At 63.6% G+C, this 24,273-nt stretch carries 24 protein-coding genes; 10 read left to right on the forward strand and 14 right to left on the reverse strand.

Going from position 1 to position 24,273, the window contains the following annotated elements:
• Window position 1 precedes the first annotated feature (1 nt).
• The 3 genes from JQ553_RS06510 to topA are packed head-to-tail and all read right to left on the reverse strand — an operon-like array spanning window position 2 to window position 5,529.
• On the reverse strand, window positions 2–442 hold the full coding sequence (locus tag JQ553_RS06510; protein ID WP_212499083.1) for a DUF983 domain-containing protein: 441 nt from the start codon (window positions 440–442) through the stop codon (window positions 2–4).
• Window positions 430–2,754: a ribonuclease R gene (gene rnr, locus JQ553_RS06515; protein WP_212499084.1), complete on the reverse strand. Its 2,325-nt coding sequence runs from the start codon at window positions 2,752–2,754 to the stop codon at window positions 430–432. Before rnr ends, JQ553_RS06510 begins: the two co-directional genes overlap by 13 nt.
• Window positions 2,755–5,529, reverse strand: a complete 2,775-nt coding sequence (topA, locus tag JQ553_RS06520) for a type I DNA topoisomerase (RefSeq protein WP_212499085.1) — start codon at window positions 5,527–5,529, stop codon at window positions 2,755–2,757.
• 317 nt (window positions 5,530–5,846) lie between these two features.
• Here topA and JQ553_RS06525 point away from each other — a divergent pair, with 317 nt between their 5' ends.
• Window positions 5,847–5,990 carry a hypothetical protein gene (locus JQ553_RS06525; protein ID WP_212499086.1) on the forward strand — a complete coding sequence of 48 codons (144 nt, stop codon included), beginning with the start codon at window positions 5,847–5,849 and terminating at the stop codon, window positions 5,988–5,990.
• A gap of 320 nt (window positions 5,991–6,310) precedes the next feature.
• Here the strand turns inward: JQ553_RS06525 and JQ553_RS06530 are convergent, their stop codons facing one another.
• The gene (locus JQ553_RS06530; protein ID WP_212499087.1) at window positions 6,311–7,789 is read right to left on the reverse strand and encodes a YdiU family protein; all 1,479 of its coding nucleotides are present in this window, start codon (window positions 7,787–7,789) and stop codon (window positions 6,311–6,313) included.
• Window positions 7,790–7,981: 192 nt separating this feature from the next.
• Here JQ553_RS06530 and aspS point away from each other — a divergent pair, with 192 nt between their 5' ends.
• The 3 genes from aspS (at window position 7,982) to JQ553_RS06545 (ending at window position 12,971) form a co-directional block, all read left to right on the forward strand.
• Complete coding sequence (gene aspS, locus JQ553_RS06535; protein ID WP_212499088.1) at window positions 7,982–9,757, forward strand: aspartate--tRNA ligase; 1,776 nt, start codon at window positions 7,982–7,984, stop codon at window positions 9,755–9,757.
• A gap of 356 nt (window positions 9,758–10,113) precedes the next feature.
• A complete protein-coding gene (locus tag JQ553_RS06540) occupies window positions 10,114–12,423 on the forward strand; it encodes an NADP-dependent malic enzyme (RefSeq protein ID WP_212499089.1) in 2,310 nt (769 codons plus the stop codon).
• A 95-nt stretch (window positions 12,424–12,518) separates the two neighbouring features.
• The gene (locus JQ553_RS06545) at window positions 12,519–12,971 is read left to right on the forward strand and encodes a DoxX family protein (RefSeq protein ID WP_212499090.1); all 453 of its coding nucleotides are present in this window, start codon (window positions 12,519–12,521) and stop codon (window positions 12,969–12,971) included.
• Between the two features lie 15 nt (window positions 12,972–12,986).
• Here JQ553_RS06545 and JQ553_RS06550 read toward each other — a convergent pair whose 3' ends face one another.
• The 5 genes from JQ553_RS06550 to JQ553_RS06570 form a co-directional block, all read right to left on the reverse strand.
• Entirely contained in the window at window positions 12,987–13,733 is a 747-nt protein-coding gene (locus tag JQ553_RS06550; protein ID WP_212499091.1) for an SDR family oxidoreductase, read from the reverse strand.
• Window positions 13,733–14,113, reverse strand: a complete 381-nt coding sequence (locus JQ553_RS06555; protein ID WP_212499092.1) for a dihydroneopterin aldolase — start codon at window positions 14,111–14,113, stop codon at window positions 13,733–13,735. The genes JQ553_RS06550 and JQ553_RS06555 overlap by 1 nt, the downstream gene beginning before the upstream one ends.
• Window positions 14,114–14,154: 41 nt before the next feature.
• Window positions 14,155–15,183 (reverse strand): polysaccharide deacetylase family protein, encoded by a 1,029-nt coding sequence (locus JQ553_RS06560; RefSeq protein ID WP_212499676.1) that lies wholly within the window; start codon window positions 15,181–15,183, stop codon window positions 14,155–14,157.
• 173 nt (window positions 15,184–15,356) lie between these two features.
• Window positions 15,357–15,923: a glutathione peroxidase gene (locus JQ553_RS06565; RefSeq protein WP_212499093.1), complete on the reverse strand. Its 567-nt coding sequence runs from the start codon at window positions 15,921–15,923 to the stop codon at window positions 15,357–15,359.
• Between the two features lie 83 nt (window positions 15,924–16,006).
• Window positions 16,007–17,599, reverse strand: coding sequence for a L,D-transpeptidase (locus tag JQ553_RS06570; RefSeq protein ID WP_212499094.1), 1,593 nt, complete (start codon window positions 17,597–17,599; stop codon window positions 16,007–16,009).
• A gap of 223 nt (window positions 17,600–17,822) precedes the next feature.
• Here JQ553_RS06570 and JQ553_RS06575 point away from each other — a divergent pair, with 223 nt between their 5' ends.
• Window positions 17,823–18,380, forward strand: a complete 558-nt coding sequence (locus JQ553_RS06575; RefSeq protein WP_212499677.1) for a CreA family protein — start codon at window positions 17,823–17,825, stop codon at window positions 18,378–18,380.
• Window positions 18,381–18,423: 43 nt separating this feature from the next.
• On the opposite strand, the gene JQ553_RS06580 is transcribed toward JQ553_RS06575, so the two are convergent.
• On the reverse strand, window positions 18,424–18,648 hold the full coding sequence (locus JQ553_RS06580) for a hypothetical protein (protein ID WP_212499095.1): 225 nt from the start codon (window positions 18,646–18,648) through the stop codon (window positions 18,424–18,426).
• A gap of 338 nt (window positions 18,649–18,986) precedes the next feature.
• Between JQ553_RS06580 and JQ553_RS06585 the strand changes: the two genes are divergently transcribed.
• Window positions 18,987–19,142, forward strand: a complete 156-nt coding sequence (locus JQ553_RS06585) for a hypothetical protein (protein WP_212499096.1) — start codon at window positions 18,987–18,989, stop codon at window positions 19,140–19,142.
• A 40-nt stretch (window positions 19,143–19,182) separates the two neighbouring features.
• Entirely contained in the window at window positions 19,183–19,584 is a 402-nt protein-coding gene (locus JQ553_RS06590; protein WP_212499097.1) for a hypothetical protein, read from the forward strand.
• A 52-nt stretch (window positions 19,585–19,636) separates the two neighbouring features.
• Here the strand turns inward: JQ553_RS06590 and JQ553_RS06595 are convergent, their stop codons facing one another.
• On the reverse strand, window positions 19,637–19,903 hold the full coding sequence (locus JQ553_RS06595; protein WP_249144012.1) for a DUF6719 family protein: 267 nt from the start codon (window positions 19,901–19,903) through the stop codon (window positions 19,637–19,639).
• Window positions 19,904–20,129: 226 nt separating this feature from the next.
• Here JQ553_RS06595 and JQ553_RS06600 point away from each other — a divergent pair, with 226 nt between their 5' ends.
• Window positions 20,130–21,407 (forward strand): ArgE/DapE family deacylase, encoded by a 1,278-nt coding sequence (locus JQ553_RS06600; protein ID WP_212499098.1) that lies wholly within the window; start codon window positions 20,130–20,132, stop codon window positions 21,405–21,407.
• 4 nt (window positions 21,408–21,411) lie between these two features.
• Here the strand turns inward: JQ553_RS06600 and JQ553_RS06605 are convergent, their stop codons facing one another.
• Window positions 21,412–22,209 (reverse strand): cobalamin-binding protein, encoded by a 798-nt coding sequence (locus JQ553_RS06605; RefSeq protein WP_212499099.1) that lies wholly within the window; start codon window positions 22,207–22,209, stop codon window positions 21,412–21,414.
• Window positions 22,210–22,347: 138 nt separating this feature from the next.
• Between JQ553_RS06605 and JQ553_RS06610 the strand changes: the two genes are divergently transcribed.
• Together JQ553_RS06610 and JQ553_RS06615 are read left to right on the forward strand one after the other, a co-directional pair.
• Window positions 22,348–22,746: a PaaI family thioesterase gene (locus JQ553_RS06610; protein ID WP_212499100.1), complete on the forward strand. Its 399-nt coding sequence runs from the start codon at window positions 22,348–22,350 to the stop codon at window positions 22,744–22,746.
• Between the two features lie 139 nt (window positions 22,747–22,885).
• Entirely contained in the window at window positions 22,886–23,509 is a 624-nt protein-coding gene (locus JQ553_RS06615) for a GNAT family N-acetyltransferase (RefSeq protein ID WP_212499101.1), read from the forward strand.
• 54 nt (window positions 23,510–23,563) lie between these two features.
• Here JQ553_RS06615 and JQ553_RS06620 read toward each other — a convergent pair whose 3' ends face one another.
• Together JQ553_RS06620 and JQ553_RS06625 are read right to left on the reverse strand one after the other, a co-directional pair.
• Complete coding sequence (locus tag JQ553_RS06620) at window positions 23,564–23,872, reverse strand: hypothetical protein (protein ID WP_212499102.1); 309 nt, start codon at window positions 23,870–23,872, stop codon at window positions 23,564–23,566.
• Between the two features lie 88 nt (window positions 23,873–23,960).
• Entirely contained in the window at window positions 23,961–24,260 is a 300-nt protein-coding gene (locus JQ553_RS06625; RefSeq protein ID WP_212499103.1) for a putative quinol monooxygenase, read from the reverse strand.
• Window positions 24,261–24,273 lie beyond the last annotated feature (13 nt).

Below are 24,273 nucleotides of genomic sequence, written 5' to 3' on the forward strand. Positions count from 1 at the left end.
GCTAGACCGGGGGGATGTCGCTAGGGGCATTTTCATCAAAGCCGTGCATGCGAAGCGCCCATTGGAAACCTACCACGGCACCTTTGACCGGCTGCAGCAGCGCCAGTGACGCGATCAGCGTGACCGGCAGATAGATCGCCAGTTGCAGCGCGATCGGTGGCGAATAATTGGTCTCGATCCACAGCGCCATCGGAACCACGATGTGACCGACGATGACGATCACGAGATAGGCGGGCAGATCGTCGGCGCGATGCGGCGTGAAATCGAGACCGCATACCGAACAATTGTTGTCGACCTTGAGGAACGCGCGAAACAGTCTACCTTCGCCGCAGCGCGGGCAGCGGCCGCGGAACCCGCGCTTCATCGCGTTCCAGACGTCGCGCTTCTCGGGCTGTGTCGTGTTGCGTGTCCAGACGACCGTCGGCGGGGTCACCGTTTCCATGACTTGCCTCGCTTCGATTTACCGGACTTTTGCTTCGCCGGTTTGCGGTCCTTCGTCTTGCGCTGTTTCCGCTCCTGGTGCGCCGTCACGCGGCGTTCGGCCCTCACGGTGCGCTTTCTGTCGCGCGCAACGGCCCGGCCTTCCGACAACAGCTCGAATCTCAAGGCGCCGGCCACCGGTGCAGCCTCGACCAGGCGCACATCGACGACGTCCCCGAGCCGATAGATAGTACCGCTGCGCGAGCCGATCAGCGCGTGGCGTGTCTCGTCGTAGTTGAAATATTCGCCGCCGATGGTGCGGATTGGAACCAATCCGTCGGCGCCGGTATCGTCGAGCTTTACGAACAGCCCGGCGCGCGTGACGCCGGAGATGCGGCCCTGGAACGTGGCGCCGACGCGATCGGCGAGGAAATGCGCGATCAAGCGATCGGCGGTCTCACGCTCTGCCTTCATTGCGCGGCGCTCGGTGACGGAAATCTTCGCCGCGATTTCGGCGAGCGTTTCCACCGTTTCATCCGCCGGCAGCGCACCTTCGCCCAAGCCCAGCGCGCGGATCAGCGCGCGATGCACGATCAGGTCGGCGTAGCGCCGGATCGGCGAGGTGAAATGCGCATAGCGCCTCAGGTTTAAGCCGAAATGGCCATAATTCTCGGCGGAATATTCGGCCTGCGCCTGCGAGCGCAACACGACCTCGTTGACGAGCGGCTCGTAATCCTCCCCCGCCACCTGGGCGAGCACGCGGTTGAACTGCGAGGGCCGCAGCGCGCCTGACTTTGTAAAGGGCAGGTCGAGCGTCTTCAGGAATTCCTGCAGATTGTAAATCTTCTCCTGTGTCGGCTCGTCGTGCACGCGGTAGATCAGCGGCAGGCTCTTCTTCTCCAGCGTCTCGGCGGCCGCGACGTTGGCAAGGATCATGAATTCCTCGATCAGCCGGTGCGCATCGAGCCGCTCCGGCACGACCACGCGATCGACGGTACCGTCGGGCTTGAGGAGGATCTTGCGTTCGGGCAGATCGAGATCGAGCGGGTCTCGCTCGTTGCGCGCGAGCTTGACCAACTCGTAGGCGGCCCACAGCGGTTTGAGGATTGGGACGAGCAGGGGGCCGGTCGTATCGTCGGGCCGGCCGTCGATCGCGGCTTGGGCCTGCGCGTAATGAAGCTTTGCGGCCGAGCGCATCAGCACGCGATGGAAGCTGTGCGAACGCTTGCGGCCGTCGCTGCCGATCACCATGCGCACCGCGAGCGCGCCGCGCGGCTCGCCCGGCACCAGCGAGCAGAGATTGTTCGATATGCGCTCGGGCAGCATCGGCACGACGCGGTCGGGGAAATAGACCGAATTGCCGCGCTGGAGCGCGTCGCGATCGAGCGCCGAGCCCGGCCGCACATAGAAGGCTACGTCGGCGATCGCGACGTTGACGATGTAGCCGCCCTTGTTATTCGGATCTGGATCGGTTTCCGCATGCACGGCGTCGTCATGGTCCTTGGCATCGGGCGGATCGATCGTGACGAGCGGCACGTCGCGCCAGTCGTCGCGGCCCTGCAAGGTCGCCGGCTTGGCGTCTTCGGCTTCACGCAGCGCGGAGGCGGAGAAGACCTGCGGAATGTCGTGGGCATGGATCGCAATCAGGCTGATCGCCTTCTCGCTCGACAGTGAGCCGAGCCGCTCCTTGACGCGGCCCGAGGCGAGGCCGTAACCGCGCGTGCGGATCAGGTCGACGCTGACGAGATCGCCGTCCTCGGCGCCGCCGGCATCCGGCTTGGCGATGTTGAGCTCGCGGCCGGCCTGTTTCTTGTCGACCGGGATCAGCCGTCCGCCGCCATCGGGAAGGCTGCGGAACACGCCGAGGATGCGGGAGCGCGCGTGATCGATCACCTTGATGACGCGGCCGCGATAGGGCGTCCCGTCGCGCTCGTCAGTGACCTCGACCCGCAGCAGCGCGCGGTCGCCGACACCGGCTGCGGTGCCGGGCTTAGGCCGTCGCGGCGTCTCGATGCGGATTTTTGGCGCGGTGCCGTTTTCTTCGGTGTCCCACTCGGCGGGCGAGGCGATAAGCTCGCCATCGCTGTCGCGGCCGGTAATGTCGGCGAGCACGGTCGGTGGCAGCGCGGCCGGCTCATGTATCTTGCGGCCGCGCTTTGCGATCGTGCCGTCGTCGGCAAGCTCGCGAAGGATCTTCTTCAGCTCGACGCGGTCGGCATTCTTCAGGCCGAACTCGCGGGCGATTTCGCGGGTGCCGACCTTGCCTGGATTGGCGCGGATGAAGGTGACGATGGCGTCCCGGGCCGGAAAGCCATGGTCATGTCTGCGTTTCACTTATCCTCGTGCCTTGCCGACGCTCTTTTTCGGAGATGTCTTCGATGCTGCCGCGGGTTTTGCGGGCGATGTCTTGGCCGCCGATGCGACCGGCGCGCGCGCCTTGGTGGTCGCATCTGATTTCGGTTTTGCGACGGTCTTCTTCGCCGCGGCCTTCTTCGCGGGCTTGGGCTCGGCTTCGGCGTCGCCATCAGCCTTGGCCGTTTCCGCCTTCGTCGACCTTGCCGGCTTCGCGGCCTTCGCCTTTTTGGTCCTTGCCTTGCCGCCGCCCTTGGCCGCGCGTTCGTCGATCAGCGCGACCGCTTCGGCAACCGTGATCTCGTCGGGCGTGCGGTCGCTCGGGATCGTTGCATTGATACCGCCTGCGGTGACATAGGCGCCATAGCGGCCACTCTTGAGTGCGATCGCGCCGAGCGTCGGGTGATCGCCGAGCGGCTTGCCCGGATCGGATCCAAAGCGGCGGCCGCTCGGACCCTTCGCCGCCTTCTCCGCGATCAGCGTGACCGCGCGGTTCAGCCCGATGTCAAAAACCTCGTCGCCGGCCTCGAGGCTGGCATAGGTCTTCTCGTGCTTGACGAACGGCCCGAAGCGGCCGATGCCGGCGGTGATCGGCTGACCGGTTTCCGGATGCCTGCCGATCTCGCGCGGCAGCGACAACAGCTTCAGCGCCAGATCGAGGTCGACATCGCCGGGCGAGGTGCCCTTCGGGATGCCTGCACGTTTCGGCTTCTCGCCCTCGGAATAGTCTTTCGCCTCGCCGAGCTGGATGTACGGTCCAAAGCGTCCCGCCTTCACCGTGACGTCGAACCCGGTCTCCGGGTCCTTGCCGAGGATGCGGTCGGCGCTCTCGGCGCTGTCAGCGGCAAGCGGGCGGGTGTAGCGGCATTCCGGATAGTTCGAGCAGCCGACGAAGGCACCGAACTTGCCGGCCTTCAGGTTGAGCCGGCCGGTGCCGCAGGTCGGGCATTGCCTGGGATCGCCCCCATCCGCGCGCGGCGGATAGATATGCGGACCAAGCATCTCGTCAAGCGCGTCGAGCACTTCGGCAACCCGCAGGTCCTTGATGTCGTCGACCGCGCCGATGAAGTCGCGCCAGAAATCCTTCAGCACCTGCTGCCACGAGATCTCGTTGTTGGAGACGCGGTCGAGCTGCTCCTCGAGGTCGGCGGTGAAGTCGTACTCGACATAGCGCGAAAAGAAGTTCTCCAGGAACGCGACCACGACGCGGCCCTTGTCCTCGCCGTGCAGCCGCTTCTTCTCGAGCTTGACGTAACCGCGGTCCTTCAGCACCTGCAGGATCGAGGCGTAGGTCGAGGGCCGGCCGATCCCGAGCTCTTCCATCCGCTTGACCAGCGAAGCTTCCGAGAAGCGTGGCGGCGGCTCGGTGAAATGCTGGGTGACGGCGAGGCTTTGGCGTTTCACCGCTTCGCCTTCGCTCATCGCGGGCAGGCGGCGCGAATCTTCGTCCTCCTCGTCGTCATGACCTTCCTGGTACAGCGCGAGGAAGCCGTCGAACTTGATCACCTGTCCCGAGGCGCGCAATTCCAGGACGCGCGAACCGGCTTTCGCCTCGATGTCGACCGTGGTGCGCTCGAGCTCTGCCGATTCCATCTGGCTTGCGATGGTACGCTTCCAGATCAGTTCATAAAGCCTGGCCTGATCTGCATCGAGCCGCCGGCCGATTGAAGCGGGACGACGCGACAAATCGGTCGGGCGGATTGCTTCATGTGCTTCCTGCGCATTCTTGGCCTTGGTCTGGTACTGGCGCGGGGCGTCAGGCACATAGGCGTTGCCGTAGTCCTCGCCGATCACCTTGCGCGCCTGGGCGACCGCCTCGTTCGCGATCTGCACGCCGTCGGTGCGCATATAGGTGATGAGGCCGGTGGTTTCGCCGCCGATGTCGATGCCCTCGTAGAGCCGCTGTGCGATGCGCATCGTGTGCGCCGGCGCGAAGCCGAGCTTGCGGCTTGCTTCCTGCTGCAGCGTCGAGGTGGTGAATGGGGCCTGCGGGTTACGCCGCGCCGGCTTGGCCTCGATGGTCAACACCTTGAAGGTTGCGGCCTCGATCGCACGCCTGAAATCCTCCGCCGCCGCGCCGGAGCCGATATCGAGCCGCTGGATCTTCTTGCCGTCGGCACCGACGAGGCGCGCCTCGAAGGCTTCGCCGCGCGGCGTCAACAGCGTCGCGACCAGCGACCAATATTCCCTGGGTACGAACTTCTCGATTTCGAGCTCGCGGTCGCAGACGAGCCGCAGGGCGACCGACTGCACGCGGCCGGCCGAGCGCGCGCCGGGCAGCTTGCGCCAGAGCACCGGCGAGAGGGTGAAGCCGACGAGGTAGTCCAGCGCGCGGCGCGCCATGTAGGCGTCGACGAGGGCGCCATCGATCTGACGCGGCGCCTTCATGGCTTCGGACACCGCCTGCTTGGTGATGGCGTTGAACACGACGCGCTCGACCTTCTGGTCCTTCAGTGCGCGCTTCTCCTTCATCACCTCCAGCACGTGCCAGGAGATCGCCTCGCCCTCGCGATCGGGGTCGGTTGCGAGAATCAGGCGATCCGCCCCCTTGAGCGCCTTGGCGATGTCATTGAGGCGGGTCGCGGCCTTGGGATCGACCTCCCAGATCATCTGGAAATTTGCGTCCGGATCGACCGATCCATTCTTGGCCGGGAGGTCGCGGACATGGCCGAACGACGCCAGGACCTCATAGGAGGCGCCCAGATATTTGTTGATCGTCTTGGCCTTGGCCGGCGACTCCACGATGACGATATTCATGTCATTCCAATGGCTTGCGGGAAAGCTTGAAAGCGGGTTCCGCTAGACTCGCGGCCCGCTGTTTCGGGGCGAACATGGGTGTTGAGGCGGCCCCTGTCAAATCGACAGATATTGAGAACGGCGCCCGGGCTGCGGTTCCTATCCCAAGAGTTGTACGCTACGCCCTAGAGTTGCGGCCGAAAAGGGCGTATCTGTTCAGACGTTGTGGGGAACTAGGTGCGCTTTTGACCAAAGCAGGGGGCGGCCGGAAGCGACCAGCATCCGCCGGGCGGCAATCGCCAAATGACACGAGTGGAGAGGACAGCGCTGACGACGCCTTGATCCTCATCGCGGCTGCGGCCAGCGAGCTCGCCAAGCTCGCCCAGCGCCACGAGTTCGACGTCCTCGGCCATCTGTTCGACATGGCGCGGCTTGAGGCCGACGAACAGTTGCGGTCGCGGAGCCGCCGAAAACTGTCGTGAAGGCCCCGCAACCGCAAAGTCAGAACAAGCGGCGTTCGCACATCAGTGCGGGCGCATGTCCTTCGAGGGGCGGCGGCCCGAAGGTAGCGCGAGCACAACGAGGCAGAGCGCAACTATCATCATTCCCACGAATTCCAATACAAATGCGTCCATGGGCCATTTCTCCCGATAGATCGCTAGATTTGTCGGGAGCGAATTGACGGGTTGTTAAGCCTTATAGTTACTGCGCCGGCCCTCGGCACATGGTGGAAGGTGAGTTAATGCTCACGAGCCATATCGTGCGTCATTGCGGTATCAGATGGTGACGTGCAGGATGAGCATCACGTTCCGCAGAACGTCCGCGTGACGCGCTGATCCGGCAGTGGCGGATCGGCATAGGCCGCAAATTGCGGCTGATCCTCGAACGGCTTCGCCAGCACCGTCAGCAATTCCTCGAACGGCGCGTAGTCGTCGCTGTTCGTTGCGGCCTGGATCACAGCTTCGACGCGGTGGTTGCGCGGGATGAAGGCCGGGTTGACGGCCTGCATCGCCGCCTTGCGCTCGGCGGCGGTCTGCGGCTCCAGCGCAAGCCGCTCGCGCCAGCGCTTGGACCAGTCGTCGAATGCCACGGGATCGGTGAACTGCGCGCGGACATCGGCGGTGTCGGCCTCGTCGCCTGCGGCGTTGCCGAGCTGCCGGAAGGTCAGCGTGAAGTCGGCGTCGTTCTTCGCCATCGCATCGAGCAGGTCCTGGACGAGCGCCTCGTCGCCGTCGCGCGCGGTGAACAGGCCAACCTTTCTTGACAGGCCCGCCTGATAGGCCGCTGTGAATTTTTCCGAGAATTCGCCGAGCATGAATTGCGCCTGTTCGATCGCCTTGTCCTTGTCATCGTCGAACAGCGGCAACAGGCACTCGGCGAGCCGGGTCAGATTCCACAGCGCGATCCGCGGCTGGTTGGCATAGGCGTAGCGCCCCATCTCGTCGATCGACGAGAACACCTGTGCAGGATTGTAGTTGTCGAGGAAGGCGCAGGGGCCGTAGTCGATGGTCTCGCCCGAGATCGAGGTGTTGTCGGTGTTCATCACGCCATGGATGAAGCCGACGAGAAGCCAGCGCGAAACGAGCTCGGCCTGGCGCGCAATGACGCCCTCCAATAGCGCGTGATAGGGACGGTCGGCGCTTCTCACATCGGGGTAGTGCCTGCTGATGACGTGGTCGGCGAGCGCGCGCACTCCGTCAACATCGCCGCGCGCGGCGAAGAACTGGAAGGTGCCGACGCGGACGTGGCTTGCGGCAACGCGGGTCAGCACCGCGCCGGGCAGTGCCGTCTCGCGCATCACAGCCTCGCCGGTGACGACGGCAGCGAGCGAGCGGGTGGTCGGAATGCCCAATGCGAACATGGCCTCGCTGACAATGTATTCGCGCAGCACCGGCCCGAGCGCGGCGCGGCCGTCGCCCCGGCGGGAGAACGGGGTCGGACCGCTGCCCTTGAGCTGGATGTCGCGCCGCACGCCCTCCTTGTCGACGACCTCACCGAGCAGTATGGCGCGGCCATCGCCGAGCTGCGGGACGAAATGCCCGAACTGGTGGCCGGCATAGGCCATCGCGATTGGGTCGGCTCCGTCAGGCACAAGCTTACCAGCCAGGATTTCGGTACCCTCCGCCGTCGACAGCAGGTCCGGATCGAGGCCAAGCTGGATGGCCAGCGCAAGGTTCAGCTTGATCAGCCGGGGGCTTGCCACCGGGGTCGGGGCGACGCGGGCAAAGAAGTTCGCCGGGAGCGTCGAATACGTGTTCTGGAACGGGAAATGGATGGTCATGTCAAAAAGATAAGCTCGCGGGCGCAATAGGCAAACGGTTCGCGACCGATTGCCGAAAATGTGCGGTTTCGGGCCGAAACCGCTCGTTCCCTTGGTTGCCGCACCCCGCTTGCTCGGGTAAACCCTCCGCAACTTCGGACCGGGCCCTGGGCCGTCCGATTCGTTTGCTCCGACATCAGTTTTGGGACACCCATGCATCGCTACCGGTCACACACATGCGGCGCGCTCCGCGAGAGCGACATCGACCAGACCGCCCGGCTGTCTGGCTGGGTTCACCGGGTCCGCGACCACGGTGGCGTGCTGTTCGTCGACCTGCGCGACCATTACGGCATTACCCAATGCGTGGCTGACCCGGATTCGCCGGCGTTCAAGGAAGTGGAAAAGTTCCGCTCGGAGTGGGTGGTGCGGATCGACGGCAATGTGCGCCGCCGCCCGGCGGGCACCGACAATCCCGAGCTGCCAACCGGCATGATCGAGGTCTATGTCAAGGAGATCGAAGTGCTGGGGCCAGCGGCCGAGTTGCCGCTGCCGGTGTTCGGCGAGCAGGAATATCCTGAGGACATCAGGCTTAAGTACCGTTTCCTCGACCTGCGTCGCGAGAAGCTGCATCAGAACATCATGACGCGCGGCGCGATCGTCGATTCCATGCGCCGCCGGATGAAGGAGCAGGGCTTCTTCGAATTCCAGACCCCGATCCTGACGGCTTCCTCGCCGGAAGGCGCGCGTGACTTCCTGGTGCCGTCGCGCATCCATCCCGGCAAGTTCTACGCGTTGCCGCAGGCGCCGCAGCAATACAAGCAGCTCCTGATGATGTCGGGCTTCGATCGCTACTTCCAGATCGCGCCGTGCTTCCGCGACGAGGACCCGCGAGCCGACCGCTTGCCGGGCGAGTTTTATCAGCTCGACGTCGAGATGAGCTTTGTCACCCAGGACGACGTGTTCGCGGCGATGGAGCCCGTCATCACCGGCGTGTTCGAGGATTTTGCCAAGGGCAGGCCGGTGACGAAGAACTGGCCGCGGATTCCGTTTGCCGAGGCCGTGCGTAAATACGGCTCGGACAAGCCGGACCTGCGCAACAAGATCATCATGCAGGAGGTCTCCGAGCATTTCCGAGGCTCCGGCTTCAAGGTGTTCGCGCGGATGCTGGAAGACCCGAAGAACCAGGTCTGGGCGATTCCGGGCGTGGGCGGCGGTTCGCGCGCCTTCTGCGACCGCATGAACTCGTGGGCGCAGGGCGAGGGCCAGCCCGGCCTCGGCTACATCATGTGGCGCGAGGGCGGCGAGGGCGCAGGTCCCTTGGCCAACAACATCGGCGCTGAGCGGACGGCCGCGATCCGCGATCAACTCGGCCTCAAGGAGGGCGATGCCGCGTTCTTCGTCGCGGGTGATCCGGAGAAGTTCTGGAAGTTCGCAGGATTGGCGCGCACCAAGCTTGGAGAGGAGTTGAACCAGATCGACAAGGACCGGTTCGAACTCGCCTGGATCGTCGACTTCCCGATGTACGAGTACAACGAGGACGACAAGAAGGTCGACTTCTCGCACAACCCGTTCTCGATGCCGCAGGGCGGCCTGGAGGCGTTGCAGACGCAGGATCCGCTAACGATCAAGGCGTACCAGTACGACATTGCATGCAACGGCTACGAGATCGCCTCCGGCGGCATCCGCAACCACAAGCCGGACGCGATGGTGAAGGCATTCGAGATCGCGGGCTATGGCGAGCAGGAAGTGATCGACCGCTTCGGCGGCATGTACCGTGCCTTCCAGTACGGTGCACCGCCGCATGGCGGCATGGCGGCCGGGCTCGACCGCATCGTGATGCTGCTGTGCGGTACCACGAATTTGCGCGAAATCTCGCTCTTCCCGATGAACCAGCAGGCCGTGGACCTGCTGATGGGCGCGCCGTCTGAAGCCACGACCAAGCAGTTGCGGGAGCTTCACATCAGGGTGAATCCGCCGAACAAGGGCTAGCGGGGCGCTCCACGCCCTCATTGCGCTTGCGAGATGGCCCGGCGCCGCGAGTGCGGGCTCTCCGTGAAGCGATCAGCTTGACGATCAGGTTGTCTGAACGACGAACCGCGTCTCCGCTTCAGCCGCGATGTCAGCCCTGACTTTCACAGGGAATGAAGTTGCGATTTCCGGCTGGAAGAGCGGAGGAGGCCGCAGCCGCGGGGGATGGCCTGCCGGGTCTGTTGACGATGACGTTACCGGATGTTGCGTCCAAGCGGTTGGGCATGCTTCACATCCGGCTCGATTTGCCGGAAAACTGACTTCCCTTGGACTAGCAAAGCAACAAGACTTCAGGGCCGGAAACGCGGGGAGCATGTATGTCGTCATCGTCCGAAGAACTCCATAGCGCGGCGCTTGCCTATCATCGGCTGCCGCGGCCGGGCAAACTCGAGATCCACGCGATCAAGCCGCTTGCCAACCAGCGTGACCTCGCGCTCGCCTATTCGCCGGGCGTGGCCGCGGCCTGCACCGAAATCGCCAACAATCCGGCCGAGGCGGCTGCGCTCACCGCGCGCGCCAATCTGGTGGCGGTGGTCTCGAACGGCACCGCCGTGCTTGGTCTCGGCAATATCGGCCCGCTGGCGTCGAAGCCTGTGATGGAGGGCAAGGCGGTACTGTTCAAGAAATTCGCCGGCATTGACGTGTTCGACATCGAGATCAAGGCCGACACCATCGAGCGCGTCGTCGAGACGGTTGCGGCGCTGGAGCCGACCTTCGGCGGCATCAATCTGGAGGACATCCGTGGGCCGGAGTGCTTCGAGATCGAGTCGCAGCTCAAGGAGCGCATGAAGATCCCTGTATTCCACGACGACCAGCATGGCACCGCCATCATCGTCGCTGCGGCGATCGTCAACGCGTTGCTGCTGAACGGCAAGAAGCTTCCCGACGTCAAGATCGTCTGCTCGGGCGCGGGCGCCGCAGCGATCGCCTGCCTCAATCTCCTGGTCTCGATGGGCGCGCAGCGCAAGAACATCTGGGTCTGCGACATCGACGGCGTCGTGTACGAGGGCCGCGGCACCACGATGGACCGCTGGAAGGCGGTTTATACCCAGAAGACCGACGCGCGCGTGCTTGGCGACGTGATCGGCGGCGCCGACATCTTCCTGGGGCTTTCGGCGCCGAACGTGCTCAAGCCCGAGATGGTCAAGCGGATGGCGAATCAACCGCTGGTGATGGCGCTTGCCAACCCGGTGCCGGAGATCATGCCCGACGAGGCGCGCCAGGCGCGGCCTGACGCCATGATCTGCACAGGGCGTTCGGACTTCCCGAACCAGGTCAACAATGTGCTCTGCTTCCCCTTCATTTTCCGCGGCGCACTCGATGTCGGCGCCACCGCGATCAATGAGGCAATGAAGCATGCCGCGGTCGACGCGATCGCCCAGCTGGCGCGCGATCCGCCGTCGGATGCGGTCGCGCATGGTTTCGAGACTGGCGAGACGCAAGGGTTCGGCCCGGGCTCGCTGATCCCGAGCCCGTTCGATCCGCGCCTGATCCTGCGCATCGCGCCGGCGGTAGCGAGGGCTGCTACGGAGTCCGGCGTGGCGACCCGGCCGATCAAGAATTTCGACGAATACTGCGCCCAGCTTCAGCGCTACGCGTTCCGCTCCGGCCTGACCATGAAGCCGGTATTCGCCAAGGCGAAGACCCAGCCGGTGCGGGTGATCTATGCCGAAGGCGAGGACGAGCGCGTGCTGCGCGCCACCCAGGTCGTGCTTGAGGAGACGCTTGCGCGGCCGATCCTGGTCGGCCGTCCATCGGTTGTCGAAACCCGCATCAAGCGCTTCGGCCTGTCGATCAAGGCCGGCCGCGATTTCGACCTCGTCAATCCCGAGGACGATCCGCGGTACCGCTCCTATGTGCAGTCCTACATCGATGTCGCCGGCCGGCGCGGCGTGACCCCCGATGCCGCGCGGACGGTGGTCCGCACCAACAACACGGTAATTGCGGCACTTGCGGTGTCGCGCGGCGAGGCCGACGCCATGCTGTGCGGCGTCGAAGGCGGGTACATGACCCATCTGCGCCATGTTCGCGAGATCATCGGCTTCCTGCCCGGGATCAGCGACTACGCGGCGCTGTCGCTGTTGATCACCACCAAGGGCGCCTATTTCATTGCCGACACCCAGGTGCGGCCCAACCCGAGCGCGGAGGAACTCGCCGAGGTAGCATCGCTCGCGGCAATCCACGCCCATCGCTTCAGCTTCAAGCCCAAGGTCGCGTTCGTGTCGCATTCCGACTTCGGCAGTTACGATACAGAGTCAGCGCGCAAGATGCGCCGCGCCATGCAGCTCCTGAACGAGAAGCACCCGGAGCTCGAGGCCGATGGCGAGATGCAGGCCGACACCGCGCTGTCGGCCGTGGCACGCAAGATGGTGCTGCCGCAATCGCGGCTGGAGGGCGAAGCCAACATCCTGATCATGCCCACGCTGGATGCGGCCAACATCGCCTACCAGACCATCAAGGTGCTCGCAGATGCGTTGCCCGTCGGTCCGATCCTGATTGGCCCGGCGCGGCCTGCGCATATTCTCACCCCAGGCGTCACGGCGCGCGGCATCCTCAATATGACTGCCGTCGCCGCGGTCGAAGCCCAGGAGCGAGCCGGGCGCGCGCAACCGACGCTGTTCGGTTGAGGGGCGGCAGAGGATTCGATTTGATCGAGGCAGGCGGAACGACCATAATCCTTTCGCCTGCTTCGTCGATTTCCGCGATTTCGTGAGGCCAACCCATGCCGGCATTCATTACGTTTGGGCGAGTCTTGTTCGCCGTCCTGTTCATCTATTCGGGGGCGACCAAGCTGTTCAGCATCCAGGCGACCGCCGATGTCCTGACGGCCAAGGTGGCTGTTCCAGCGCTCGTTGCGCCCTACACCGTGCAGCTCGAAACCTTTGCCGGCATGCCCTTCATGCAACTGCTCACGATTGCGATCGGCGCCTTCGAGATCCTCGCGGGGCTGATGATCGCGCTGAATCTGCTGGCACGGTTCTTCGCAATCCTGCTGATCATCTTCGTGTGCTTCGCCACCTTCTACTTCCACGATTTCTGGAATCAGTCGCCGCCGGACAACGGCAAGACCCTGATCGATGCGTTGAAGAACCTCTCGATCATCGGCGCGCTGTTCATCATCGCCGGCTACGGCCGCGGTCCGCGCAACGCCGAGGCCTCCTACGGAGATGCATAGCGTCCCGTCGACCGGTCATTCGTAGGCGATGTCGCGCGTCCTGCGGACGAGGCTTTCGCCGCCGTCGACCGCAAGGTTTTGGCCGGGGATGGATTTGTTGTCCGCAAAGAACAGCACGGTGTTGGCGATCTCCTCAGGCGAGGGATTGCGCCGGAGCACGGTATCGCTCTTGACGCGGTCAAAATCGCGAGCCGTCTGCTTGCCGCTCGGATAGAGCAGGCCCGGCAGGATGCCGAACACCCGCATCCGGTCAGTCGGGTTCATCTGCCACAGCCGGGTGACGGCGTAGAGACCGCATTTGCCGATCGTGTAGCTGTAATAGTCCGGATTGAGGTTGACGACCTTCTGATCGAGGATGTTCACCACGGTTACGGGTCGCCGGCGGCTCGCGCTTTTGTACGCGAGCTCCAGCAGCAGGAACGGGGTCTTGACGTGGACGGCGAGGCTCGTGTCCAGGATTGCGGCGGAAGCCTTGCCAGGAAAGTCGTAGCTGAACGCGGAGGCGTTGTTGACGATCAGCTCCGGCATGCCGTGGTGCTCGACGATCTTGCCGAAGAAGTTCGGGATCCGGTCCGGCCGGCTGAAGTCGCAGGCGACGAGCGCCGCGGCGCCGCCATCGTCAACGATCCGGCGTACGATCGCCTGTCCCTCAGTGCGCGACCGGTTGACATGAACGATGACCTTGAAGCCGTTCCGCGACAACAGCTGCGCGATGACCGCTCCGAGTCGCCTGCCGGCTCCGGTGACGAGCGCAATGCGCATCAGGTCCAGTTCGCCCGGGTTCGGTATACTTCGACACCGGCGGCCTCAGCCTCGTTGAAGATGTCGAGCTTCATGATCGAGACGCGGCAGGAGCTGACGCGCGCGTCGGCGAAGCATTTGTCCACGATCTCGTCAAGCAGCGTCTCGAGCAGGGGCGTGTGGGGACGCGCGGGAAATCCCTTCAGGAAGTCCCTGATGCCGTCGTAGTCGATATAGCCAAATTCTGCGAGGCGTCGCTCGCCGAGCGCAGCGAACAGCGTCACATTGATGGACAGCCGGTTAGGACGTTCGGGATGCTGTTCCCAGGGATGAATGCCGCACGCGGCCTCCACCACGACGTTCTTCAACCTTACAACGACGTGGTCGGATTCGGTATCCATGCGATTGTGGCGCAGCGCCGCCGATCTTTCCAGGATAGCGGCTATTCCGAGACCGTGGTGACGACGCTGTTCACCGGCCGCGAACTCACGGTCGGCAACTTGACGTCCTTGGCGAGCTCTTCCTCATATTGCGGGATCACCGTGACTGGGAATTTCGCCCGCATCGCGACCACCTTGTAGCCGCCCGCCTTCAGCTGCTTCAACAGCTCGGGCAGCGCCTCGGCGGTATGCTTCTGGAAGTCGTGCATCAGGATGATGCCTTTGCCGAGCTTGTTGACCTTCTTCATCACGGTATCGATCACGGCCTGCGGCTTGCTCGACTTGAAGTCAAAGGAGTCGAGGTCGCAGGAGAAGATCGCGATGTTGCGGGTGCCGAGATAGGTCACCATTTCCGGCGGATGCTGCAGGGCGGGGAAGCGGAAGAACGGCGAGGGCGACACGCCGAGCGCCCATTTGACCGCGGCGTACCCGCGCTCGATCTCATCCTTCCTCTGCTCCTCGGTCAGTTTCTTGTTGTTCAGATTGGCATGCGACCATGTGTGCGCGCCGACCGTGTGGCCTGCCGCATAGACCTGCTTGAGGATCTCGGGGTGATAGGTCGCGTGCTTGCCGATCGGGAAGAAGATGCCTGTCGTGCATTCATCGGCGAGCGCCTTGAGCACAGCCGGCGTGTTGTTCGGCCACGGGCCGTCGTCGAAGGTCAGCACGACTTCGTGGTCGCGCAGGAAGTCGAGTTGCTTGAAGTGCTCGAACCCGAAGCCCGGACCGCCGGTCGTGTCGATCTCGACGGTGCGGCCGACGCCGAGCGCGCTCGGATTGTTGCAGGCGGCTCGCGCCGGCTGCGGCGGCTGTTGCGGCGGAACGGGCGCCGCGGTTGCGGCTGTCGCCGGTGCGGCCTGCGGCGTTGCCGCCGTTCCCTTGGCTGCGGCCGGAGCAGGGGCGGCCGCTTGAGGAGTGGCAGTTGGGGGCGGAGCGGTTGCACCCTTGGCTGCGGGGCTCTGCGGCCACGCCGCGGTTGAGGCGAGCAACGACACCGTGCCCGCGAAGACCAGAGATGCCGCAATGCGCATGGTGTGTTCCTTGCTGATCCCGTTCCGGTACTGGCTCTTTACCGGTACCGAATCCACCGCCTGCCCCGCCGAATAGTACCCTAGTTGGATCGGTGCCGCCAAGACAACGGAGGTGGCGGCTTTGTGTCCAAATCCTCGCCGGATGAGTTGATTCCGGGGATTACCGCGGTTGCTCAGGCGGCCGTCAGCGTGCGCGCGATTGCGGTCTTGATTCGTGTGTCCGTGGGCTCGACCGACTCGGGGAAGACATCGGCGATATAGCCGTTGCGGCCGATCAGGTACTTGTGAAAGTTCCAGCGCGGCACGTCCTTCGGCCGCGCCTCGGCGGCCCATCTGTAGAAGGGGTGCGCATTCGGCCCTTTCACGACGGCCTTGGCGGCGATCGGGAATGTCACGCCGTATTGATGCTGCGCCGTCTCCGCGATCTCGGTCTCGCCGCCCGGCTCCTGACCGCCGAAATCGTTTGACGGCACGCCGATGATAACGAGGCCACGATCGTGGAACTCGGTCCATAATTGCTGCAGGCCGGCATATTGCGGAGTGAAGCCGCAGAGCGAGGCTGTGTTCACGATCAGCAAGGGATGGCCGGCATGGTCGGCGAGGCGGATGTCGCCGCCGGCAAGCGCTGGGAACGAGAACGCGTAGGCCGTAATCCGGCTCATTCCGGTCTGCGCCCGGAGCGGGCACCAACCCGCCGGCGCGGCAAGCGCTGCCACGATCAGTGTCCTGCGGTCAATCATGCTCGCGCCCTCGAACTGACTTGGCGGGATCATAGTGCAACGCGCCGGCCGCAGCCTTCAAGAAGCCGTTATGGCTTGCATCTCTAGTGCAGCGAGACGATGAAGTCGGTGCCTTCGCCGGTCTCGCCCTGGTTGATGCCTTGATCGGCGACGATGATGGATGCGCCGGTGCCAAGCGCCTCGGTAACCCGCGCCATCGCATCGGCAGGGATCGTGATGCGGTCGAGCGCCTCGGTCGGGCTGTTCGGCGCGGGCAGCAGCTTTGCTTCGACGGGCTCTAGACCAGTGACCTTGCGACGGCCCGAGGGACGATCCCCTTGGTCGATGCGCGCGGCGTGGCGGACGATGACCGGAAGCGTGACCACTGTCCACCGCAACACATTCGCATCGTTCTTGTCAGATTCCGCCGTGAACACATGCGTGCCGAGCGGCCGGTCGCTCTGGGCTATCGTCACGGGCACATCGAACAGCGGCGCGAAATTCTGTCGCACATAGAGTCTCGAGTCCTTGCGGCTGATCAGCACCGAGATCTGGCCGGTGCGCTTCGGTTCTGACTTTGCAAGCGTCGGAAGCCGTGACGAATCCTTCTTGCTGTCAGGTGCGCCCGCAGCCGGAGCATCGGGCGCCTTCGGCGCCACAGGGCCGATGACGGAAGGTTTTGCCGATTCGACTTTCGGCGCCTCGGTCTTTGCACGGTCGCCCGTCGATGCGGTGTCGCTTTGGGCCGCCGGTAACTCCGGTCTCGCTGCGTCGGCACTCACGTCAGATTTGGATGCTTGGTCGGACTGGGCCGTGGCGGCATCCACCGACGTTGGAGGGGCGTCGGACATCGTCACCGATGCGGTTGCCGACGATATGCTGCCGCGGGCATCTGCCGTGCGGGTATTGTCGTGAAGCGAAACGGGCTGGGACGAGGGACCGACCGTCGAGCGCGGATCGAGACTGGTCTCCGGCTTGTTCACGCCCTTGTCGCCCTTCACGCCGAGCGGCGCGTCGACCTTGAGATCCTCGCCGACAAGCTGCGGCGGGACCTTCTGCGCGACGAGGAGCGGATGCGAGAAGCTCACGGGCGTCATCTGGCCGGGCGTAACGATGACGCGGGCGCCCATCCTCGTCCAATTCCACATCTTCACCGCGAACGCCATCGGCATGCGGATGCAGCCATGCGACGCCGGATAGCCCGGCAGCACGCCGGCGTGCATTGCCACACCCGACCAGGTGATGCGCTGCATGTACGGCATCGGCGCGTTGCTATAGATATTGGAGTGGTGGAATTTGTGCTTCTGGATGATGCTGAACACACCCATCGGGGTCGAGTGCCCCTTCATTCCGGTCGACACCGGGCTCTCGGCGAACAGGCCATTCGAATCGAAAACCTGCACCCGCTGCTTCTCGATGGAAACCGTTATGACCAGCGGCCCCTGCGGCTTGGTGCCGGTCTCGCTCTTGACTGCTACGTCCTTTTTGACCGGATTCCGCCATGCCTTCTGCCGGCGCGGTTGAACCATCGGCACAGCGGGCACGTAATAACCGGAGTCATAGCCGCCCCAATAGTAGAGGGTTGCGTCCGCTGGCGTGGAGACGCCAATAGTGCCTGCGGCAGTCAGGATGGCGAACGGCCAAACTCGCCCATTCGTAAAATCAAAAATGGCAACACGGCGCCCGTTCGCACGCATATTCCAATTCCCAGTCCAAGCCTTGTATTAGTTGTCGCAAAGGCGAAATACGTTCACCAGCCTACACCTCTAACCCTTGCGTGATCGCCTGGTTTTCGCGGAAAGCGTAACAAAAAAGCCTCACGTAAGGTTAAAGCGGCGCGGTGATCGGTTACCTGCGGAGCGCCTTCCTGCGCCGCCGCTTTTTCAGCAGTCCACAGGGCGACTGCCAGCGGAGACCCTCATGACATCGAGCTATGTGAGCGCGTGCGACATCCTAACGCGGTGTCGGTGGTGGTTTGTGCTGGCGCTTCTGGTTGTCGCTTTGGGGCATGCTGGGTCAGCGATCGCGGCGGATGAGCCGGACCTGATCTTCCGCCGCTCCACGGTTTTCAAATGGATCAGTCCGGACGACAAACTCGCGACCTATGGCGTCGACGACCCCGAGGTCGATGGTGTGGCCTGCCATTTCACTGTGCCCGAGAAAGGCGGTTTCAAGGGGTGGCTCGGCTTGGCCGAGGAAGTCTCTGATATCTCGTTGGCTTGCCGCCAGATCGGGCCGATTCGCTTCAAGGACAAGATGAGCCAGGGCGACGACATGTTTCGCCAGCGCCGCTCGCTGTTCTTCAAGAGAATGCAGATCGTTCGCGGCTGCGATGCCAAGCGTAACGTGCTGGTCTACATGGTCTATTCGGACAAGCTGATCGAAGGCTCCCCAAAAAACTCGACCTCGTCGGTGCCGATCATGCCTTGGGGAACCGGCGATACCAGCGTGCAGAGGTGCGGCGAATTTATTCAGTAGACGATCCAAGCGCTTGAGCTGTGAAGCTCAGCTCGTCTGCGAACTAGCGCTTGGTCTGGCCGAGCTGCTTTGCGCGGAAGTCGTAGCCTGGCCTTTCGGGTTCGATCCTGGAATCGCGGCATCCGACCAGCCGCACAAGCTTCTGCGGCGCGCATTCATTGTCGCCCATCACATGGGTGCCCTGTTGTGGCATTGCGCCAGCCATCTGCTGGCCACGTGTGCGGGGTTCACTGCCAACACCGTTGTTGCCACTGCCCACGATTGACATCCTCCGCTGTGTTGAAGGACGACAACGTGCCACGAGGCGAAGGGTTGCATCAATGCTCACCATAAATCGGGTGCAGCATGATTCGTGGCGGGCTTGGCTTTGCTGCGCTGCGGTCCGTTTCAGCGGCGCACGCCATGACACCCGATTGAGCCAGCGGCGCCATTGAAACTGTTTGTCTTTTGCCGCCAATGTTTCGTCGACCCGCGGCCGACGAAACAATTCTCCCGGCCAATGAAACCATTTTCCGCTTTTGGCGCAGATGTCCGGAAACGGCGAGTTGTTATCAAACTGTCAAGAAAGCGGCGGGGGCCGCCGGAACAACACCGGAGACAGTCAAAATGCGAGCCACCAGCTTCATCCTCGCCTTCGCGGTCTTGATTGTCGCTCCGTCGCTGGCTGGTTCTGCTGACAGTGGATTGCCTGGCGTCGGTACCTTCTCCTACAAAAGCCCCCCGGTCATGACCCCGGCGCCGATGGTGATGGCGGCGTACTAATCGCGACGCAAATCCAGAAAATCGCCGGCAAAGGCTCCGCATGTTGCTCCGCATCTGTCTCGCCGCCCTTGTGGCATCGTTCGCCCTCACTGCCTCAGCGCAGGCGCAGTCTCAGCTTCCGCTCCAATCTTTGCAGCTCCGCTCGCTGTTCAAGGTGCCCGATCCGCGTGGCGAGTTCGTTCGCCTCTGCGCACCCCACATGCTTGGCCGCTGGGCGCATCCGGAGGCGGTGTGCGGCTGCCTGCACGACTACGCCGCCGCGACGGTAGAGGACGCAGACCTGCGCGAAGCGCTGCTGCGCGGCATCAGCGAGACCGGAGTGCCGACGATTGAGACCGACTGGGTGCCGCCGTCCAAGCAGTCGGAAATCGGCCCAACCTTCACCAAGATCGCCAAACCGACACTGCAGTGCATGTTCGAGCCGTCGCCAACGACGAACTGACCGCGGCCCCCCGCGAACTGCTTGGCGGATCGATGATTGTTTGCCCCCCTGATTAACGCCTGGTCAGCCGCTGCACGCATGTGCGGGTGCGCAGCACGCCGCTCTGTGTCAGTTGTGACCCGACGACCTGCTTGATCTGCCCGGCGGGGCACGTGCCGTCGTCGACCCATACGCGCTGGCCGACGCGCAGATCGATGATGTCCTGCTCTCGCGACACGACCTGCTGCTGGGCGGTAGCAGGCAGCGTCAATGTGACGGGCGCGACGCCGCCGAGCAGCGCGCCGATGACCAGATGCAGGACAGTGCGATTGCCGGACATCGGTATCTCCTTGCTGCAAATTGTTTCGGGCGGCAACCTAGTCAGGGGGCGGCGATTCTGACAGGGCGCGGTGGGTAGTGCCCGAGGGCGGTTGGCGACGCTCGGTCGCCATCCGAAACGCTGCTCGGAGATGCATAGCGGAAGCCAATCCGGCACAATATCCGCCGCGCTGAGATCAGGCTACGGTACTGCGCCTGACTTCCGACATTCCTCATGGAGCTGCTGCATGAATGCCGATACGCAACAACGAATCCTTGACGCCGTTGAGTCCGGCTTTGATGCACAGCTTGCGACAACGAAGGATTTTGTTGCGATTCCCTCGACTCGCGGAGCGGAGGGGCCTTGCCAGGACATGATCGCCGATCTCTTGCGCGCGCGCGGCTACGAGGTCGACGACTGGCACATCAATCTCGACGAACTGAAGGATTTGCGTGGCTTCGGTCCGATCGAGCACGACTTCTCGAAGGCGCGCACCGTGGTCGGTACCTACCGCCCGGCGACGAACAGCGGCAAATCGCTGATCCTGCAGGGACATTGCGACGTGGTGCCGACCGGCCCGCTTGACATGTGGGAGACGCCGCCGTTCTCGCCCGTCGTCAAGGACGGCAGGATGTATGGCCGCGGCGCCTGCGACATGAAGTCTGGCACGATCGCCGCGTTGTATGCGCTCGATGCGATCGGGAAGGCCGGTCTAAAGCCGACGGCGCGGATCCATTTCCAGTCGGTGATTGAGGAGGAAAGCACCGGTGTCGGCGCGCTCTCGACGCTGCAGCGCGGCTATCGCGCGGATGCCTGCTTCATCCCGGAGCCGACCAACGGCAAAATGATACGCTCGCAGGTCGGCGTGATCTGGTTTCGCCTGAAGGTACGTGGCTTCCCGGTGCATGTATTCGAGGCGGGCGCCGGCTCGAATGCGATCATGGCGGCGTATCACCTGATCCACGCACTTGAGAAGCTCGAGATCGCCTGGAACGAGCGCGCCAAGTCTGACCGCCATTTCAAGCAGGTCGACCATCCGATCAACTTCAACCCCGGCATCATCAAGGGTGGTGACTGGGCATCCAGCGTGCCGGCCTGGTGCGACGTCGATTGCCGGATCGCTGTATTGCCGGGCTGGTCGATATCGGAGTGCCAGAACGAAATTCTCAGCTGCGTATCGGCCGCCGCGCGTGACCATCGCTTTCTCTCCAACAATCCGCCGCAGGTGGAATGGTCGGGATTTTTGTCCGAGGGGTACGAGCTCACAAGTTCCGAAGCGCCCGAAGCTGCCTTCGCCAGGGCTCATCGGGCAGTTTATGGCGGCGCGGTGCAGGACCGCGCGTTTACCGCGCTGACCGACACCCGTTTCTACGGGCTGAATTACAACATCCCGAGCCTCTGCTTCGGCGCCAGCGGTGCGGCGATGCACGGTTTCAACGAATATGTCGACCTGGAGTCGCTGCGCAAGTCGACGAAAGCGACCGCGCTGTTCATCGCGGAGTGGTGCGGGGTGGAGAATGTCTAGTGCCTCACGATGAGGAGTGCGCATCTGGGGGCCACAGTGCCCGGACGATCGCATCGAGCCCGTCCGTCAGCGCGGCAGGGCCAGGCTGCAAAATGATCGCTGACTTGATCTCGACGATACGATCGTTACGCACGGCCGGAATTGCGTTCCAGCCATCGCGCTTCCTGATGCGATCGGGCACGACCTTCTTGCCACACCAGGACGCCAGGATCACGTCGGGCGCCGCCTGACGCACGACGTCGGGCGCGATGATGCGGTCCTTGGCGGCCTTGTGAACGCGCAAATGCGGCAGCGCGTCCTCGCCGCCGGCGACCTCGATTAGCTCGGACACCCAGCCGATGCCGCTGATCAGGGGATCGTCCCATTCCTCGAAATAGACTCTTGGCCGCGACGGACGCGGCGTTGCGGCGATCGCCGCAAGCCGCTGCTCGAGGCCTTGTGCGAGCTGTTCGGCGCTATCAGCGGCACCGACGATCGCGCCGAGGGTGCGGATCATCGAAAAGATACCGGCGAGGTCGCGCTGGTTGAAGACGTGAGCGGCGACGCCCGCCCTCACCAGATCGGCGACGATAGCAGCCTGTAGGTCGGAAAAGGCGAGCACAAGATCGGGCTCGAGCGCGAGGATCTTTGGAATATCGGCCGAGATGAAGGCAGAAACCCGCGGCTTCTCGCGGCGGACCTGCGGCGGCCGCACCGCGTAGCCGGACACGCCGACGATCCGGTCCTGCTCGCCGAGCAGGTACAATGTCTCGACCGTCTCCTCAGTGAGGCAGACGATCCGGCGGGGAGGGAAGTCGCGCATGACCGACGATATGCGGATTGGCCGTGCCATGTCACGGCGGCGACGTCATCGTCGCCATTACCTCCGACGTCATTGCCGGGCGCAATCGGCCAATCCATCATGCGACGATGTTGGCGAACGGAAAATCGGGAGGACTTGATGACGCCGCTTGAGAGGATCCAGTCGATGAAAATGCCGTTCGCGGAACTGAAGGGCGTCGTCTTCACCGAAGCCGACCAGGATCGCGTGGTCGCCAAGATGGTGGTGCGGCCGGATCTCTGCACGCTCAATCACACCATTCACGGCGGCGCGATCATGGCGCTCGCCGATTCGGTCGGCGCGGCGGCGACCGTGATCAACCTGCCCGAAGGCGCCAAGGGCACCACGACACTGGAGAGCAAGACCAACTTCATCGGCGGCGCCAGGGAGGGAACCACCGTGACCGCCACTGCAACGCCAGTTCACCGGGGACGGCGAACCCAAGTCTGGCAAACCCGGCTGGAGACCGAGGACGGCAAGTTGGTGGCCCTCGTCACCCAGACCCAGATGGTGCTATGATAGGGTAATTGGTAGAATCTACAGCCAATTCTATGGGCATTTCAATGAATCCAGATACTTGAATTATATGGTGCGGTGCACAATATAGAGCGTGTAGGGACTGAACGCCTCCTCGAGGGCTACCACGAGGAGTTATGAAATGAACGATTATTCCCCCCATTCGACGCTCGCCAAGGGCACCGTGCGGACGCTGAGCCGGCAGGAAGAGTTACCTCTGCTGCGTGATCATTTGTTGCGTCTGGACCGAGCCAGCCGCCATGACCGCTTTCATGGCTTCATCGACGATGACTTTATCCGCCGCTATGCCGAGAAATGCGCCCACGACGGCACGGTCGTCATCGGCTATTTCGAGGACGGCGTCGTCCGTGGCGCGGCTGAGCTGCATCCGGCGGAGCAGTCACCCGATGCTCAGCCGGAAATCGCCTTCAGCGTCGAGGGCACAGTGCGGCGTAAGGGCGTCGGCAGCATCTTGTTCCGTGAGCTGATCGCCGAGGCGCGCGCCAGGGGCTACACATCATTGCGCATCACTACCGGCGCGCAGAACGACGCGATGCGGGCACTCGCCAGCAAATTTGGCGCGCATCTGACCTTCCGTCACGGCGAGTCGACGGGCAGCATCGACCTGACCAAGTACAGCCAGCGCGAACCAGCGTCGGCCATGTTGCCGGTTTCGCCGATCGAGGCCGCGCGCACGATCGTCAGCATGAATCGCGCCTATTGGCGGATGCTGATCCAGATGTCGGGCTGGGGTCGCGCCGCGTAAGCCAACGGCCACGAGGAAAGGGCAATTCGCTCGATGAATTGCCCTTCTTCGATCTCAGGTGCCGGTGCGCTTGTCGATCGCGAAGCGGCGGACCGCGCGGCGCTCGACCACTACTGAGCGCTGCGCGCCCTGTTCGCCCGCGATCACGCGAGTGGCGATGCCGGTGCGCGCACTGACTCGGGCAGTCTTCTTCACCTCGGCCAACACGTCTTCGTAGGGAAGGCCCATAAGTGCAGAGGCGATCTCGGCCTGGGCCTCAACATCGTCGGTGATGCCGACCGCAGCGAAGATTGCTTCCTCGAGCGTCGGCGGGTCATGCCGCACGCGTCGGGTGCCATACTTGGTGTTCCAGTCTCCGCTCATCGTCGCCTCGATTCTGATAGCGAGAGATAACTATGCGCCCTCATGTTGCATTGCAATATGAAAGTGTTATGGCAATCCAGCCATGCACCTAGAATCTCTCGACCTTGTGAGCATCGTAGACTTCGATGGTGGTCGCGACCGCTGTCAGCAACCGTAATGCGCGGACAAATTCTCGCGAGGCCGGCACGGCGAAATGTGACTCCAGCGCCGCACGATCGGCCCATTGCTCGAAAAACACCAGCCGGAGCGGGTTCTCGCAGTCGATATGGACGGCGTGCGAGAGGCAGCCAGGTTCGGTGCGTGAACGGCGCACGTGTTCGAGGGCGAGCCGCCGCATCTCGTCAAAGGTGTCGGGGCGGGCGGTCGCGCTACCGGTGACGACGATCATGCGGTTCTCCCGA

This window comes from Bradyrhizobium lablabi, assembly GCF_018131005.1.
Classification (GTDB): Bacteria; Pseudomonadota; Alphaproteobacteria; order Rhizobiales; family Xanthobacteraceae; genus Bradyrhizobium; species Bradyrhizobium lablabi_D.